This is a genomic window from Polaribacter sp. Asnod6-C07, from assembly GCF_045063625.1.
GTDB classification, from domain to species: Bacteria; Bacteroidota; Bacteroidia; order Flavobacteriales; family Flavobacteriaceae; genus Polaribacter; species Polaribacter vadi_A.
The window spans coordinates 2267226-2283886 of record NZ_JBEFOF010000005.1 but is presented as its reverse complement, the minus strand read 5'-3'; the positions used below and the strand labels follow the sequence as shown (position 1 = coordinate 2283886).

Here is a 16661-nt window from a genome sequence, read left to right as displayed (position 1 = left end):
TTACGATTTCATACTTTTTAAGATGGTGGCTAATTGTGCTGTTAAATTTTTACGATGATATTGCTCAACGTTTTTAGAATTTACTTGTAAAAATCCTTCTTTATATTTTTGATATAAACTTATAATTTCTGATGTTAGTTTGGTTTCATTATTAAAACCAACAACAACTCCAGCATTTGTATTTTCTAATATTTCTGATAAATCAGCTTTTTCTGGACCTAAAGCTAAAATAGGCCTTTTTGCTGTTAGATATTCAAAAAGTTTGCCTGTTAAAATACCTTCGGATTTTTTTACATTAGGAATTAACAACAACAAAACTTGTGCTTTTTTCTGATAAATAATCGCTTCTTTGTGAGAAACATAACCTTTAAACACTGTATTATCAATTAAATTATTGAACTCGATTTCTTTTTTTACCTCATCAGAAATATCACCAATAAAATTTATTTTTAAATCATTTTTAAAACCAAAATTCTCTAAGCAAAGTTTTTGTAACACTTTAAACAATAACTTTGGGTTACTTTGTTTTGGTAATAAACCAATATAAGAAATCGTGAATTTTTTATCTAATCTTACGTTGTTTTTAGTGGCAACTTCATCATCAAAACCATTAGTAATTACTTCTACTCTTTGGGTTTTGTTTGTAAACTCCTTTTTTAAGGTATTGCTTACAGTTAAAAGACAATCTGTAGATTTAAAAACTGAATTTTCTAATTCAATATTTCTCTTTTTAGCAAATGAAAGCTGATTAAAGTCTTTGTTATAATACAAATCTGACCAAGGATCTCTAAAATCTGCCAACCATTTTACATTGTTTTTTTTGCTGATTTTTTTCGCAATTAAATGCATACTATGAGGTGGACCAGTAGAAATTATAACGTCAACAGGGTTTTCCTTTAAAATTTGATTTAAAAATTTAACAGAAGGTTTTACCCAAAATATTTTAGGATCTGGTATAAAAAAATTACCTCTTATAAAAGATAAAAAACCACTATTTGTACTATTAGAAATATCCTTTTTATGCTGATTTTTATTTTTCCAAAACAGTAAATCTGTAGGCTCCCAAATAGGTTGTTTTAATACCTTTACATCTTTAGGAATTTCATTTAATAAAGATTTATCTTCTTTTGGATAATTTGCATTATCAACTGTAAAAACAATCGGTTCAATATCAAAATTTTGTAAATATTTTACAAATTTTAACCAACGTTGAACTCCAGAGCCACCTGCAGGTGGCCAATAATATGTTATAATTAGTACTTTCAATTTAGAAGATTATCATATAAATATATCAGTTTTTTTGATGTTTGCTCCCAAGAAAATTTATTTCTCACAAAACCTTTTCCATTTGCACTAAGTTCAGTTCTTAACGCTTCATTTTTATATAATTGCATAGTTTTATCAGCAAAATCATTTACATCTTCTGCTTTATGTACTAAACCAGATTTGTAATTTTCTGTCAAGTTTTTTTGAGCTGTTGCATCACTAACCAACAAAGGTTTACCAAAACTCATATATTGAAAAATCTTATTTGCATAAGTGGTATCATGATGTAAATTTCTGTGTAAAGGAGAAATACAAACAGCACTAGATAAAATGTAAGAACTAAAATATTTTGGGTCTTTCCATCCTAAAAAATCGACATACTTTTCTACTTTTAAATCTTTTGCCAATTGTTTTAGAATTAAATCTGTTGAGTTTTTACCTACAACAACTAGCTTAATATTTGGAATTTTATCACTCAAAAAAACTAACGATTTAATAGCAGTTTGCAAACCTCTTCTTAAACCAGTATCACCAATATAAAGCAACACAAAATGATTCTCATATCGATTTAAAATATCAGGATATGTAGAATGCTTTGTAAAAAAATCTTTACGAACTGTGTTAGGAACATCAATTATTTTATCAGCATTAATTTGTACTCTTTTATTAATTTCCTTCTTAGATTCTTTAGTTACAACAATAACTTTATCTGCTTTTTTAATAAATTTCTCCTCGTTCTTTTTCCACTTTTTGGGTGATATTAAAAACTTACCTGGAAACTTTGTTAAATGCGGATAAAACTTCATAATCTCTGGTCTATTTTCGTGCAAATCTAGAATAGTTGGAAGTTTTAATTTTTGGTTGGTACTAAAAACAGTATCAGCTATTCTAAGATCATGAATATGAATAGCATCAATATTATTCTCTTGTAAAAAGTGTTTTATCTTACTCTTTAACATCAATTTGTAAAAAGGAAAAGTATAGGCTAAAGCCGATAATTTATAGGTAAGTTTATTAGATAAATAGCGTTTAACTTGAATTTTATGAATATGTTCTGATGATACTTGGCTAGTATCATAAGTCAAACAAAAAAGAAAAACAGCATGCCCAGCATTGATTAATGCAATAGCCTCATTTTCTACTCTAGGATCAGGAGGAAATTCCTCATCTAAAATCATTCCTATATTCATATTTACTATTTTCTTTCTGCAAAAACAGCATAATATCTAGGTGTAAACTTTCTTAAAATGGGTCTAAAACCAATCTTTTTAATTGGGCTTGTCCATTTTAATTTGTCTTTAATTACCCAACCCGATTTTTCTAACAACCAATCAAATTGCCAATCTTCAAATTCGTGATAATGTCTATCCCACATGTCAGTTTTACTTCTGTAAGCTTTCGCAAACCATAAGTTTAAAGGGATAGTTGTAATTAATTTAGTCGCTTCAATTTCTCTTAACACATTAAATGGCGCTATTAAATGTTCAAAAATTTCGAAAGCAGAAACAGCATCTACTTTATGATTTTTTACAATTTCTGGCAAAAGATCTAAATCTTCGCCTTCTGTATTAATTACAGTATAACCATTGGCTTCCATAATTTCAGAAAACGGATTTCGAACACCTAAATCTAAAATTGTTGCTGGTGCAGGAACTGTTTTTTGTAAAAAAGCCAAAGTGTGTTCGTATCTTTTTGATGGGAGTTTCTTATACATTTTTAGCTACTTTTTTCTTCTTCTTTTCATCATAAAACAACCATCCACAAGTTACTAAAATCAATAAACCATAAGAAGCTAGAGATATAAAACTACCTTTCTGAATTACTACTGGCTCAAATTTAAAAACAATTTTATGCTCGCCTGCAGGAATTTTCATTCCTCTTAAAACATAATTTACTCTGTAATGTGGCACCAACTTATTATCTATATAAGCATTCCAACCATCTTTATAATAGATTTCAGAAAAAACGGCAAATTGTTCTTTTTCTGTTTTTGATTGATATGTTAAAGTAGTAACATCATAATTCTGCAATTCTATTGTAGCAGTTGAATCTTTTTGAATATCAAAATTTATATTTTCAGATAATTTACTTTTATCTAAAACAGCAGTCGTTTTTGTATTTAAAGAATCTAAAGCTGTTATTTCATCATTTGCAGAATTTACAGTTTTTAGATTTTCTACAAACCAAGCATTACCATTTGCATCTGGATTTAATTGTGCTTGTTTTTTACCTTCATTATCTGCAACAATAAAATATTTAGTATTCAACATATTTAATACTTGCATATTATTCTTTGCAATTTGAAAATCGAACAGCTCTTTATAACGCCCCATTTTTGCTGCATGATAACCTCCAATGGATTGATGAAAATAAGAAGTTGATCCATCTTGCATTGGGTTTGCAGCAAAATTAGCAACCCTATAATGTGTTTTATCTTCTAATATTTGTTTATCTGCATTCGATTTTACAAAAGGTTGCTCAACTCTTCTAGAGGGTTTAAAATCAGATTCGTTTACATATTTTTTATTTACAGATATTAAATCGAATAAAATAAAAACCAATAAACCAATCATTGCATATTGTTGTTTTAATTTGTTTTTTAAGAAAAACCACAAAACTCCTGCAGATAAAATCACTAAAATTAAAGAACGTAAAGTATCCATCAATAACATCGATTTTCTATCAGCAATAACAGCATCAATTAAACCTGGTAAATCATTGTAATTAGCATCTCTTATTCCTTGAAAAGTAGAAAAACTATGTGCTAAAATAAAACCAAAAACAATTAAACCACCAAAAGTAAAAACAGCTTTTTCTAGTGCTTTTAATTTCTTTTTATCCGATTTTTTTGATGAAAAGAATTCCTTTAAAGCTAAAACCCCTAAAATTGGCACGCATAATTCTGCTATAATTTGGATTGATGAAACTGCTCTAAACTTATTGTAAAGAGGCACATAATCAATAAAAAAGTTGGTTAAACCTTCAAAGTTTCTACCCCAACTCAACAGAATAGAAAATACTGTTGCTGCAACCAACCATTGTTTTAATCTTCCTTTCACTAAAAAAATACCTAAGAAAAATAAGAAAAACACAACTGCACCAATATATGCAGGAGCTTCTATTATAGTTTGGTCTCCCCAATAAGTTAACACTTGTTTAGAATAATCGTCTGCAACTTTTTTACCTGCTCTTTTTTCTATCAATTGATAAAAATTAGAGTTTTTACTCAATTCTTCTACAGTTCCCCCCCCCATAAAACGAGGTACAAACAAATTAAAAGTTTCTAATTTGGCATAACTATATTCTGTAATGTACGCTTTATCTAATCCCTTAGTTGCTTCTTTTTTAGATCCGTCTGCATTTATAGTTAATTCAGATTTACCTCTGGTACTAAAATCTGCATATTCTTTCATTGCCATTAATCTAGGCGCATTTGCCCCAATACCTAAAACAACTGCAGCAATAATTACAGCTGCTTGTTTTATAAAACTCGGTATTGTCTTTTCTTTAATCGCATTTACGAGTTCTACAATTCCTAAAATCAATAAACAAAAGCCTAAATAATAGGTCATTTGTATGTGGTTGGTGTAAATTTCTAAAGCCATTGCCAAACCAGTAACAATAAAACCTAACACATATTTCTTTTGAAAAACCCACAAAATACCCGCCAAAACTAAAGGCATATATGCTATTGCATGTGCTTTTGCATTATGGCCAGGCACAAAAATGATGATTAAATAAGTAGAAAATCCGAAGGAAAGTGCACCTAAAATAGCCAATCTCCATTCTACTTTTAAAGCCATCATTAACACAAAAAAACTTAAAAAATAAAGAAAAGTATAATCTGCTGGTCTTGGCAAAAAACGAATTGTTCTGTCTAAAGTTCTTACAAAGTCATAGGGATAATATGCACTTATTTGATACGCTGGCATTCCACTAAAAGAAGCACCTGTCCAATAAGGTTCTGCATTTTTATCAGCCCTAAAATCTTTAATTTCTTTAGCCATACCAGTAAATTGAGTTATATCTGATTGGGCTATTTTTTGTCCTTTTAAAACAGGATGAAAGTAAATAATAGAAGCAATTACAAAAATTGCAATTGCAATTGCGTATGGAAATATTTTTTTAAGTTTCAATTGCTTAATTTAAAAGTTAAGTTGGTTTTTGCTTTGTATCAGTTAAGATTAATAGAATTATTCTATTTCTTCAAAATCTACATATTCACCTACTGAGTTTTTACCTTGTGTGGCATTTCTAGGTGCTTTATCAATAATTGTTTCTCCTTCTTTAATATTACTTTTTGGTTGCTGAGCTCTGCCCCCAAATTGTTCTTCTGCTTTTTTCTGCATTGTATCTGCAACTTTTTTCATCAGTAAAGGCGCTAATAATTTTGTTAAAAATTTAAGAGCGTAGTAAATAATTAAAATAAAAAATATAGTTTTCAATAAACCCATTCCATAATTGTATTAAAAAATCTATCAAAAATAACAATTTGATAATAATTGTAGCGTTAACAAACTATAAAACTTTAACAAAGCTAAAAAAGTATGCAATGCTTTTAAAAACAGCATTTTTGTTCTATGTTTGTTTAGTAATTCAATATTTAAATTAAAATTGTTTATTGGCGATGAAAAACCCTAAATTGAAAACCTTTCTTTTCTTCTTTCTATTGTGTTTTTCATCAATATATAGCCAATATACAGAGGTTATAAATTCTAATAAACCCGGTTTTTCTGAAAGTCCATATAGTGTAGGTACAGGTGTTTATCAGTTTGAAAGTAATATGTTTTTTAGAAACACATCTATAGAACCCACTTTTTCTAGACCACAATCTTTAGGGTTTGATATGCTTTTTAGAACTAGTTTTTTTTTAGAAAAATTAGAAATTAATGCACAAGCAAGTTATCAAAAAGATAAAATTACATTTAAAAATATTTTTACCTCTCATTATTATACAACAGGTTTAAGCAAATTTACGGTTGGTGCAAAATATTTAATTTTTCAACAAGAATATGAAGATAAAAGTAAAGAAGTTAGAAGCTGGAAAAAAAGGTTTGCTTTCGATAAAAAACGACTAATACCTTCTGTAGCAATTTATGCAGGTTTAAACACCAATTTTGTAAGTGAATTTTATGAAAAAGAAAGCATGTCTCCAAAAGTGGGTGTGTTATTACAAAATAACTTAAGTTCTAAATTTAATGTAATTACCAATATTTATTACGATGAAATAGGTACAGATTTTGCAGAATTCTCTTACATAATTACTGGTACTTATAATTTTAGTGACAGATGGTCTTCTTTTTTAGAAAACCAAACTGTATTTAAAGAATATCAAAATAACACAAACCTGGGCTTTGGTTTAGCTTATTTATTTAGTAAAGATTTACAAATTAATTCTTCTGTTAGATTGCTTTCTGAAGGGCAGTCTACTGGTTTTTATGGAGGTTTTGGTGTTTCTTACAGAATTAATAAACACAAAGATTCTTATAAAGAGTTAGATGAAAATGGAAGAGAAATAAAAGATTCGCCTGTTTCTAATTACAATAAAAAGCAAAAAGGTTTTTTTAGTAGAATTTTCGGTATTTTTACCAAAAAGGAAGAGAAGAAAACAGCAAGAACAAGAAGTAGAAAAAGGAAAAATTAACCCCCAAATAAATTATGATTACCCTAAAACAAGCAACTACTAAAAAAGAAATAAAACGATTTGTTTTGTTTCCTTTCTCTTTATACAGAAAAAACAAATATTGGGTTCCACCAATTATTAAAGATGAAATTGCCAATTTTGATATTAAAAAAAACCCTGTTTTTAAAAATGCGGATGCACAATTTTTTCTTGCTTATAAAGGTAGAAAAATTGTAGGTAGAGTTGTTGCTATTATTAATTGGTACGAAGTAAATAATCAACAATTAAAAAAAATGCGTTTTGGTTGGTTTGATGTGGTAGATGATATTGAAGTTACCAAAGTGCTTCTAAACAAAATAAATGAAATTGGTAAAGCAAACAATTTAGAATACATAGAAGGACCTGTAGGTTTTAATAACTTAGACAAGACTGGAGTTTTAATTGATGGTTTTGATCATCAAGGAACAATGATTACTTGGTATAATCATCCTTATTATAAAGAACATTTAGAGCAATTAGGTTTTGTTAAAGAAAAAGAATATTTAGAAAATAAATTTAAATTTAAAAATGTTGATGCTGTTTATTTTGATAGAGTAAGCAACATTATAAAAAGACGTTTTAAACTTAAAGCTTTAGATTTTACAAAAACAAAAGAGATAATGCCTTATGTAGATGAAATGTTTGAAGTTTTTAGTGCTTCTTACTCTAAACTATCAACTTTTGTACCTATTTCAGAATCTCAAATAGATTATTTTAAAAGAAAATACATCACATTTATCAACCCAGAATATATAAAATTTGTGGTAGATGAAAGTAATAAACTTGTTGCGTTTGCTATTGTTATGCCCTCATTTTCAAGTGCGTTACAAAAAGCAAAAGGTAGATTATTTCCATTAGGTATGTTTCGTTTATTAAAAGCAAGAAAACATTCTAAAGACGTTACATTTTATTTAATTGGTGTACATCCTGATTATCAAAACAAAGGAGTTACTGCAATTATTTTTGACCAATACACAAAAACATTCACTAAAAAAGGAATCGTTAATTGTATACGAACTCCTGAGTTAGAAGAAAATGAATCTATCAAAAAGATTTGGGAAGACTTTAATCCTGTAACTCATAAAAGAAGAAGAACTTATAGAAAGAGTATTCAGTAGGTCTGTTTGCAGTTTGCAAAATTTAAAAATTAAACGTCTACAACTTTTTGCTTTGAAATTTTGTTATTTTTTCAATCTGTAACTATGTAACTTTGCTACTAACTTTAATTTTGACCATTTACCAATGCAGCTTTTTTATAATTCTGATATTAATACCTCAACTTCTTCTATAACTTTTGATAAAATCGAGAGCAGACATATTGTTCGTGTTTTAAGAAAAAAACAAGATGATGTTTTGCACATTACCAATGGAAAAGGCTTTTTGTTCGATGCAAAAATTACAATTGCAAGCGATAAAAAATGCATTGCAGAAATTATAGCTCATCAAGAAAAACAAAAACCTTGGGATTATTATTTGCACATTGCAATTGCACCCACAAAAAATAACGACAGAATTGAATGGTTTTTAGAAAAAGCTACAGAAATTGGTATTGACGAAATTACACCAATTATATGTAATAATTCTGAACGTAGAGTTGTAAAACTAGAACGATTTGAAAAAATCATTCAGTCTGCAATGAAACAATCTTTAAAATTTAGTCTTCCAAAATTAAACCCTTCAGTAAAATTTAATGAATTTATCAACCAAGAGTTTGAAGGCAAAGTTTGTATAGCGCATTGTGAAGATGTTGATAAAACATTACTTAAAAACAGTATAAATCAATCAGAAAAAATTACCATTTTAATTGGCCCAGAAGGCGATTTTTCTTTGGATGAAATTAAAAAATCTTTAGAGAAAAAAATAACTCCTATTTCTTTAGGCGAAAGTAGATTAAGAACTGAAACTGCTGCTTTAGTTGCTGTAAATACAGTTTCTTTTGTAAATCAGTAAAATCATTTTTACTATATTGCTATAAATTATTTCTGAAATTTATGAAGCAATTTATAACGCTCTTAGTATTCTCTATTATTTATCAGTTTAATGCACAAGACGTTGCCATTCTAAAATACAATGGTGGTGGTGATTGGTATGCAAACCCAACTGCAATACCAAATTTGGTTTCATTTACCAATCAAACTATTAAAACCAATATTTCTAAAAATCCGCAATCTGTTGCAGTAAATAGCGAAGACATTTACAATTATCCTCTTTTATTTTTAACTGGTCATGGTAATGTTTATTTTTCTGATGATGAAGCACAAAACTTAAAAAGCTATCTAATTTCTGGCGGATTTTTACACATTTCAGACAATTATGGTTTGGATAAATTTATAAGAAGAGAACTCAAAAAGGTTTTTCCTAATTTAGAGCTTCAAGAAATACCAAGTAACCACCCTATTTATAATCAAACGTTTAAATTTCCTAACGGAATTCCTAAAATTCACGAACATGACAAGAAAAACGCACAAGGTTTTGGGCTTTTTTACGAAGGTAGATTAGTTGTTTTTTACGATTATGAAACCGATTTAAGTGATGGTTGGGAAGATCAAATTATTCATAATAACCCAAAAGAAGTTAGAGAAAAAGCATTAAAAATGGGTGCAAATATTATTGAGTATGCGTTTACAAATTAGCTGTTAACTGTTAGCAAAAATGAAAAACCTTTTAAACTTTAAATTTTAAACCTTGAATCTTGAATCTAATACAAGAATATGCAAAATCAAATAGACATAGATGCCATAAAAATAAACTTCGATTCTAGTGGATTGTGGGTTTTAAATATTGCAATTGCCATTATTATGTTTGGTGTTGCTTTAGCAATTACTATAGATGATTTTAAACGATTATTCAAAAATCCTAGAATTGTTTTTGTTGGTGTTTTGTCTCAATTTATATTATTACCTGCCTTAACATTTTTAGCAATTGTATTACTAAAACCTCATCCTAGTTTTGCTTTAGGAATGATAATGATTGCTGCTTGCCCAGGAGGAAATGTTTCGAACTTTTTTAGCAAAATGGCTGGTGGTAATGCAGCACTTTCTGTAAGCTTAACTGCTTTTGCTACCTTAATTTGCATTTTTATGACGCCTTTTAACTTACAATTTTGGGGTAGTTTATATGAGCCAACTAACACAATTCTAAAAACAGTAGAACTCAATTGGGTAGATTTATTAAAATTGGTTTCTCTAATTTTAGGAATTCCATTAATCTGTGGAATGCTTATTAAACATTACCATTCAGAAATGGCTGGTAAAATAGAAAAGGTTTTAAAGCCTTTATCTATGTTAGTTTTTATTGCATTAATTTTTATTGCTTTTTCTCAAAATTTAGATGTATTTATAAATCATATTCACCATGTTTTAGCATTGGTTATTTTTCATAATATTTTTGCTTTTATCTTAGGTTTTTATACAGCTAAAAGTTTTGGTTTAAATAAAAAAGATTGTAAAACCATTTCTATGGAAACTGGAATACAAAATGGTGGTTTAGGGTTACTGTTAATTTTTGGTTTTTTTGATGGTTTAGGAGGCATGGCTTTATTAGCTGCTTTTTGGGGAATATGGGATGTGTTTTCTGGAATGGCATTAGCCACTTTTTGGGGAAGAAATTCGAAAAAAATAGAAGTTAAAAGCGATGATTAAAAAGATATGGTACCAAAGCGTAAAAGCTTTTTTAAAAATTAGTTTAAACTTTTATGCAAATAAGATTAAGATTTCTGGTAAAGAAAACATTCCAAAAAAAGGTGCAGTTTTATTTGCCATCAATCATCCAAATGCGTTAATGGATCCTTTGTTTGTAACTACATTTAACCCTAGAGAAAATCATTTTTTAGTAAGAGCAGATGTTTTTAAAAAACCATTAATAAAAAAAGCATTGGGTTCTTTAAACTTAATGCCAATTTACAGAATTAGAGATGGTAGAAAACAATTATCTAACAACGAAGAAGTTTTTGAAAAGTGCTTTAAAATTTTAAAAAACAAAGAAACATTAATTATTTTTCCACAAGGTGGCCATTCTAGAGATAGAAATATTAAACCACTAAGTAAAGGGTTTACCAGAATAGTTTTTGGTGCTTTAGAACAAAATCCTGATTTAGAAATTGCTGTAATTCCTGTGGGTATTACTTATCAAAATTCATCTAGCTACCCTTGTAAAGTTGCTGTAAAATTTGGGAAGGTAATAGATTCTAGAGCCATTTTTAATGACAACGAAAAACCCAAAGCCATAAATATTTTAAAAGCAGCTGTAAGCAGTCAGCTCCAAAAACTCACTGTTCATATTCCTGATGATGAAAATTACCAACATGTTTTAAGTAAATTAAATAAAGCAAATGTAGATTTTACAAAAGTAGCGAAAGTAAATAAAATGATTGCAGAAAACAGTTTTCCTAAACCTGTAAAAAAACCTGCTAATCTTTTAAAAGTCTTATTTTATATGGTACTTCTCAATGGAATTTCCCCTTATTTACTATGGAAAAAAATGAAGAAAAACATTCAAGAAATTGAGTTTGTAGATACCATGAGATATGCAGTAAATGTAATTTCCTTTCCTATTTTTTATCTACTACAAGCACTAATTATCTCTTTTTTCTTTGGATGGAAAATTGCAGTTTGCTATTGGATAGCTTCTTACTTACTCATATTTGTTTACACTAAATTTTCACCTACAAATACCGAAGATTTTTAATTTCTCGCTCTTTTTCTGATAAAAAATAGTTTGTTAGGCTTTATACTTTACAAGCATTATTCTTTTTATGTTTTTTTTATAACAAAAGTTTTTACTATTAATATTTTACTTTAAAAAAACTAACTTGGCTAACTCTGGATATAACGAATTAAAAATCAGTAGATCTGAATAGAGTTACCTAAAATATTTAGGAAACGTCTTTTCAATTAATATTCTTACTGATAATCTTTATTTTTTACCTTAGGTATTTTTAGCTTGTTTGTGGGAATTAAATTTTGAAAAATAAATTTAATTATATTTGCCTAAAAAAAATATGAAAAACTTTATATTTCTAATTTTATTTGATCCTGAGAATGGTACTACCTTGAGTAAATTCTTCTACAATAGTTATATTGTAGAAATTTCTGGTGGAATTGTTTTATCTGCTATGGGTTTATTTTTAATTTGGTTTTTAAGGCCAAAAGTTAAAATAGCTCCTAAAATAGCAAGTTCTGTTAAAGGCGGAAAAAATATATACAAGATAAAAGTTATAAATAAATCTTATCTATTTCAACTTGTAGATATTCAGTTTGAATTAACGATGCTTCAACCCCAATCAACACCTAAAGGGATGAATATTCACGTTAAAAAAATTCCTTTAAAATCAAATCATATGTGGTTTTTAAGCAGAAGAAAAGGTAAATTTCATAATTTATTTTCAACAGATATTTATGCTACTTATGCAATTCTTATAACGCTTCAAGATGACTTTGATTTATTGAATGAATGGAAGAATAAAGCACAAAATGGCACGTATTTTGATTTAAAAGTAATAGCCAAAAACAATTTCAGTGGTATTACAAGTATAGCTCATGAAAAATTTAATCATTATGCTTGTATAAAGCCTGGTGGTTATTGTCATGGAAATTCAATGGAAATTGAAAGTCATGATTAATATATTTTTAGTATATTTATAACACAATTTAAATATTAAAAATATATATTTGCTGAAATTAATTTTTAATTAATTAAATAAAATAAGATGAAAAAATTGAACGACATTACAGAATTTTAGTGTTTAACCCCGAAAAAAATAATAGAAAAGCCTTTGTGAAAACAAAGGTTTTTTTATTATCATTTTTCACTTCCTACGTCAGTTATTTTTCCCTCGCTTTTAAAAAAATAAAGGTTTTAGTAATGTCAATGAACTTTTGGGATAACTCCCGTTCTTTAGGCATTGTATAACACAACAAAGCTTAAAAACTTATACACAGAACTCAAAAAACCAGCAAACAAGTTTAGCCCAGATTGAACGGCTTGTCTGAGCTCTTTTTTAAGCTTTTTCAGATTAAAAAAAGCGAGTAGTGAAAGCTGGAAATAGCTTCTAATAAATAATTGCGTCTTGAATAATTTGCTGAATTTCTGTACGTATATTTTCTTTTACCAAACCTCTATTATCCATGGTTGGGTAGGTTCTGTTAGATAGAAAAACATACACAATTTCGCTTTCTGGGTCTGCCCAAGTATATGTGCCTGTAAAACCAGAATGCCCAAAACTTTCGTCTGAAACACAACCACAAGTAGCTTTTACATCTGGATTTAATTGTGGTTTATCAAAACCTAAACCTCTACGTACTTTTTTATCTTGATAATAACGATGGTTAAATTTGTCTATAGTTTCTGTGTTTAAATAACGTCTGCCTCCATAAAAACCCTTTTGCAAATACATTTGCATAACTTTAGCAACATCGTTTGCATTGGCAAATAAACCTGCATGCCCTGCAACACCTCCTAACATTGCTGCTCCCATATCATGCACATTACCTTGTAATAATTGATCTCTAAAATAATCGTCTTTTTCTGAGGGTACAATAACAGATTTATTGAATTTTTTTAGTGGTAAAAAAGTCATTCTATCTGCACCTAAAGAGCTATAAAACTTCTGATTTACTAAAACATCTAAAGAATTGTCGTACTTTTTTTCTAAAGCTTCTTTAAATAAATAATATCCTAAATCACTGTATTTATACCCTTCTTTTTCTCTTTGATCTACTTCTTTTATGTACTTGTAAATACTGTCTTTGTAAGAACTTGTTATGAATAGATTTTCGGCAACTTTTACGTTATATCTGCCTGTTTTTGTAGCTCTGTAAAACTTTGTTGAATTTTTATGTGTTATGCTATCTTTTGTTTTTAGGTAAAAAGGAATCCAAGCTGGCAATTTACCATAATGTGATAAAATTTCTTTTACAGAAACTGTTGCTTTGTTGGTTTCTGCAAAACTTGGTAAAATATCTTGAATACTTGCAGATAAAGGAATTTTCTCTTCTTCTTCTGCCTTCATTAGTAATGGTAATGATGCCAAGATTTTAGTAAGAGAAGCTAAGTCGTAAATATCAGAATTTTTGACTTCTATTTTCTTTTGATCTGTATGATAACCAAAACTTTTGTTATAAACTACTTTTCCTTTTCTTGCTACTAAAACTTGAAAACCTGGTGCCATTTTTTTTTCTAATACTGTTTTAGAAATTGTATCTATATAAGCCAGTTTTTTAGATGATAGTTGTGCTGCTTCTGGTATTGTGTACTCTAATCTACCTAAATCGTAAGTATTAATACCTGAGCCTACTTTAAAATTATTACCTATAGAAACTGGTAATTTACCTGTTGCTTTTAAAGCTCCAAAAACAATTTGAGCAGAAATTTCTTGTGCTAATTTACTGTTTTGATAAGACACAATTAAAGACTCTATATTTGTAAAACTTTTTACTTGTAATAAACTATAAGGACTTGTAAAAACATCTAAAATCACATTTTTTTGTCTTGCAATTTCTTGCAACCAAACCAACTCTTTTTGTTTAAACTTATAAGTTTTCCAAGGATGATCGTTAGATTTATGAAAACCAATAATTACTTGATTGTATGGTTTTAACTTTTTTAATAATCCGTCTAAATTACTATCAGTAATTACATCTACCTTCGTATAATTTTTTAATGTATTTAAAAAATGATACCCTAAACCATCTCCTAATTTTACATAAGCTATTTTCTGATAATCTAAATTTGCTATAGGTATATTTTTTTTGTCGTCTTTAAGTAATGTTATAGAATTCTCTACCAATTCTCTATGTAACAACTCATCTTCTACCCTATTTAAATCTTGGTTTAAGTTTTCTAAAACTACTGGTTTATAATTGTGTAAGCCCATCCAATATTTGGCTTTTAATATTTTACGAACCGAAAAATTTAAACGTTCTTCTGTTAAGGTTTTTAGTAAAATAGATTGTTTTATTAAACGAGTTGTTGCTGGTACATCTTGTGGAATTAATAACATATCATTACCTGCTTGTATTGCTGCCAAATCTATTTCTGCAGATGTTGCATAATTTGCTGCACCTTTCATATTTAATCCATCAGTGATAATTAAACCATTAAAACCAAGTTCGTTTTGCAACAAATCTGTAACTACATTTTTAGATAAAGACGTTGGTAGTTTTGTGTTTGATTCTAAACTTGGTATGCTTAAATGTGCTGTCATTACACTACCTACACCTGCATCAAAAACCTTTCTGTAAGGATATAATTCAATAGAATCTAAACGAGCTTTATCAAAATTTAAAACTGGTAAAGTATGGTGAGAATCTGAACCTGTATCTCCATGACCTGGAAAATGTTTTGCATTTGCCATTACTCCTAATTTTTGCATTCCTTGTGTAAAAGCAATAGCTTTATTAGATACGTTTTCTTTGCTTTCACCAAAAGAACGATTACCAATAATAGGATTTTCTGGGTTTACATTTATGTCTACTACAGGCGCAAAATTAACATGGATTCCTAATCGTTTACAATGTTCGCCTAAATGTTCGCCAAATTGTTTTACTAAAGAATCGTTTTGAATTGCCCCTAAAGTCATATTCCAAGGAAATCTGTAAGTATTTTGCAAACGCATATCTAAACCCCATTCACCATCAAAACCAATCATTAAAGGCAATTTAGATAAAGCTTGATATTTATTATTTAAAACGGCTTGTTTATCTGGTGTACCTTGCATAAAAATTAAATTACCTACATGATATTTTGTAATCATTTCTGTAATAAAATCTTCGTGTTTTTGATCTAAATTAGAATAAGCTTGTACCATAAATAGTTGACCAATTTTTTCATCAATGGTCATTTTACTCATAATACTATCTACCCAAATATCTTGAGCTTCGAAATCTTTAGTTCTTAATGGGTCTATAGTTTGTGCATTTGCTTTAAAAAAGAATGCAATACATAGAATTAAAAATATTTCTTTTTTCATTTAAATACGATCTATTTTTTTTGGCGTTTTAACAGGCTTTCCATTATATCTTTTTTTTGTGATTATAGAAATGTAATTGAGTATTAATAGGCAATCTCTCAATAAAGAAAGAGATTACTTCATTCATTCCTCATTTCGTAATGACGCTTATTTAAAAATTAAAAAAAAGGATGCCATTTCAATCCTTAACGCAACTTGTTTGGTAGTTTGTTTTCTTTATAAATCAATTGTTATACCAAAAAGCGTTTGTGCCAACTTTCTTTTGCAGGAACCTCCCAATTGTTTTCAAAATCTTCTTTTGTGCTTACCATATTATTAAAAACAATGGTTTCTGAAGTTATTTTCTTTGCTGCAGCAAATTTCTGAAAATCAGACAATTTCACTAAATTAATATGATTATCATCTTTAAAAGTGATGTTCATTTTATTCATTAAATCTAGTTGCAATTCTTTTTCTAATTCTTGCACAAAACGCACAGAACTATCAATAGAACAACCAGAAACATTGTTAAAACTTTCATCTACAGCTAAAACCAAAAACTGATTGTATTTAATAGTAAAAGAACCTTTTAAATCATCTCCATGTCTGGTCCAAGCATTAATAAATTCTTCTGCTTTTGTTGCTATAAATTCAACTTCATTATTGCTAAATTCTCTGTCTGATTGATATATCCAAACTCTAGAATTATCTGGTAAATTTTTATATTCTGTAAACATATTTTAAGTCTTTAGATTCTTAGATAGTTAGACTTTTAGATAGTTTAGA

Annotated in this window: 14 protein-coding genes; 7 read left to right on the top strand and 7 right to left on the bottom strand. The window is 28.3% G+C overall.

All coding sequences use genetic code 11. The annotated features are described in order from the left end of the window. Genes ACJJVK_RS09795 through ACJJVK_RS09775 form a run of 5 tightly spaced genes read right to left on the bottom strand, consistent with a single transcriptional unit; the run spans position 1 to position 5720 of the window. Positions 1 to 1266, bottom strand: a complete 1266-nt coding sequence (locus ACJJVK_RS09795; protein WP_405565613.1) for a glycosyltransferase family 4 protein — start codon at positions 1264 to 1266, stop codon at positions 1 to 3. Further along, a complete protein-coding gene (locus ACJJVK_RS09790) occupies positions 1263 to 2456 on the bottom strand; it encodes a glycosyltransferase family 4 protein (protein ID WP_405565610.1) in 1194 nt (397 codons plus the stop codon). The genes ACJJVK_RS09795 and ACJJVK_RS09790 overlap by 4 nt, the downstream gene beginning before the upstream one ends. 5 nt (positions 2457 to 2461) lie before the next feature. Next, positions 2462 to 2980, bottom strand: a complete 519-nt coding sequence (locus ACJJVK_RS09785) for a methyltransferase (protein ID WP_405565608.1) — start codon at positions 2978 to 2980, stop codon at positions 2462 to 2464. Continuing rightward, complete coding sequence (locus ACJJVK_RS09780) at positions 2973 to 5411, bottom strand: YfhO family protein (protein WP_405568350.1); 2439 nt, start codon at positions 5409 to 5411, stop codon at positions 2973 to 2975. Before ACJJVK_RS09780 ends, ACJJVK_RS09785 begins: the two co-directional genes overlap by 8 nt. Positions 5412 to 5459: 48 nt before the next feature. After that, positions 5460 to 5720 (bottom strand): DUF4834 family protein, encoded by a 261-nt coding sequence (locus ACJJVK_RS09775; protein ID WP_405565606.1) that lies wholly within the window; start codon positions 5718 to 5720, stop codon positions 5460 to 5462. Between the two features lie 173 nt (positions 5721 to 5893). Between ACJJVK_RS09775 and ACJJVK_RS09770 the strand changes: the two genes are divergently transcribed. From ACJJVK_RS09770 to ACJJVK_RS09740, 7 genes are all read left to right on the top strand, one after another. Beyond that, entirely contained in the window at positions 5894 to 6910 is a 1017-nt protein-coding gene (locus tag ACJJVK_RS09770) for a transporter (RefSeq protein ID WP_405565603.1), read from the top strand. A 14-nt stretch (positions 6911 to 6924) separates the two neighbouring features. Then, positions 6925 to 8046, top strand: coding sequence for a GTP cyclohydrolase (locus tag ACJJVK_RS09765; RefSeq protein WP_215994869.1), 1122 nt, complete (start codon positions 6925 to 6927; stop codon positions 8044 to 8046). Between the two features lie 124 nt (positions 8047 to 8170). Then, complete coding sequence (locus tag ACJJVK_RS09760; RefSeq protein ID WP_405565600.1) at positions 8171 to 8878, top strand: 16S rRNA (uracil(1498)-N(3))-methyltransferase; 708 nt, start codon at positions 8171 to 8173, stop codon at positions 8876 to 8878. Between the two features lie 41 nt (positions 8879 to 8919). After that, the gene (locus tag ACJJVK_RS09755; RefSeq protein WP_405565597.1) at positions 8920 to 9561 is read left to right on the top strand and encodes a DUF4159 domain-containing protein; all 642 of its coding nucleotides are present in this window, start codon (positions 8920 to 8922) and stop codon (positions 9559 to 9561) included. Between the two features lie 78 nt (positions 9562 to 9639). Then, positions 9640 to 10569, top strand: coding sequence for a bile acid:sodium symporter family protein (locus ACJJVK_RS09750; protein ID WP_405565595.1), 930 nt, complete (start codon positions 9640 to 9642; stop codon positions 10567 to 10569). After that, positions 10562 to 11614 carry a 1-acyl-sn-glycerol-3-phosphate acyltransferase gene (locus tag ACJJVK_RS09745; protein ID WP_405565593.1) on the top strand — a complete coding sequence of 351 codons (1053 nt, stop codon included), beginning with the start codon at positions 10562 to 10564 and terminating at the stop codon, positions 11612 to 11614. Before ACJJVK_RS09750 ends, ACJJVK_RS09745 begins: the two co-directional genes overlap by 8 nt. Before the next feature lie 313 nt (positions 11615 to 11927). Then, positions 11928 to 12548 (top strand): hypothetical protein, encoded by a 621-nt coding sequence (locus tag ACJJVK_RS09740; protein WP_405565591.1) that lies wholly within the window; start codon positions 11928 to 11930, stop codon positions 12546 to 12548. Between the two features lie 429 nt (positions 12549 to 12977). On the opposite strand, the gene ACJJVK_RS09735 is transcribed toward ACJJVK_RS09740, so the two are convergent. Both ACJJVK_RS09735 and ACJJVK_RS09730 read right to left on the bottom strand, forming a co-directional pair. Further along, positions 12978 to 15896: a glycoside hydrolase family 3 N-terminal domain-containing protein gene (locus ACJJVK_RS09735; protein WP_405565589.1), complete on the bottom strand. Its 2919-nt coding sequence runs from the start codon at positions 15894 to 15896 to the stop codon at positions 12978 to 12980. A gap of 230 nt (positions 15897 to 16126) precedes the next feature. Next, positions 16127 to 16612 (bottom strand): ABC transporter ATPase, encoded by a 486-nt coding sequence (locus tag ACJJVK_RS09730; protein WP_215993353.1) that lies wholly within the window; start codon positions 16610 to 16612, stop codon positions 16127 to 16129. Between the last annotated feature and the right edge of the window lie 49 nt (positions 16613 to 16661).

Coding starts and splice junctions, on each gene's coding strand:
- ACJJVK_RS09790 (WP_405565610.1), bottom strand. CDS start 2,456: ATGAATATAGGAATGATTTTAGATGAGGAATTTCCTCCTGATCCTAGA.
- ACJJVK_RS09785 (WP_405565608.1), bottom strand. CDS start 2,980: ATGTATAAGAAACTCCCATCAAAAAGATACGAACACACTTTGGCTTTT.
- ACJJVK_RS09775 (WP_405565606.1), bottom strand. CDS start 5,720: ATGGGTTTATTGAAAACTATATTTTTTATTTTAATTATTTACTACGCT.
- ACJJVK_RS09770 (WP_405565603.1), top strand. CDS start 5,894: ATGAAAAACCCTAAATTGAAAACCTTTCTTTTCTTCTTTCTATTGTGT.
- ACJJVK_RS09765 (WP_215994869.1), top strand. CDS start 6,925: ATGATTACCCTAAAACAAGCAACTACTAAAAAAGAAATAAAACGATTT.
- ACJJVK_RS09760 (WP_405565600.1), top strand. CDS start 8,171: ATGCAGCTTTTTTATAATTCTGATATTAATACCTCAACTTCTTCTATA.
- ACJJVK_RS09755 (WP_405565597.1), top strand. CDS start 8,920: ATGAAGCAATTTATAACGCTCTTAGTATTCTCTATTATTTATCAGTTT.
- ACJJVK_RS09750 (WP_405565595.1), top strand. CDS start 9,640: ATGCAAAATCAAATAGACATAGATGCCATAAAAATAAACTTCGATTCT.
- ACJJVK_RS09745 (WP_405565593.1), top strand. CDS start 10,562: ATGATTAAAAAGATATGGTACCAAAGCGTAAAAGCTTTTTTAAAAATT.
- ACJJVK_RS09740 (WP_405565591.1), top strand. CDS start 11,928: ATGAAAAACTTTATATTTCTAATTTTATTTGATCCTGAGAATGGTACT.
- ACJJVK_RS09735 (WP_405565589.1), bottom strand. CDS start 15,896: ATGAAAAAAGAAATATTTTTAATTCTATGTATTGCATTCTTTTTTAAA.
- ACJJVK_RS09730 (WP_215993353.1), bottom strand. CDS start 16,612: ATGTTTACAGAATATAAAAATTTACCAGATAATTCTAGAGTTTGGATA.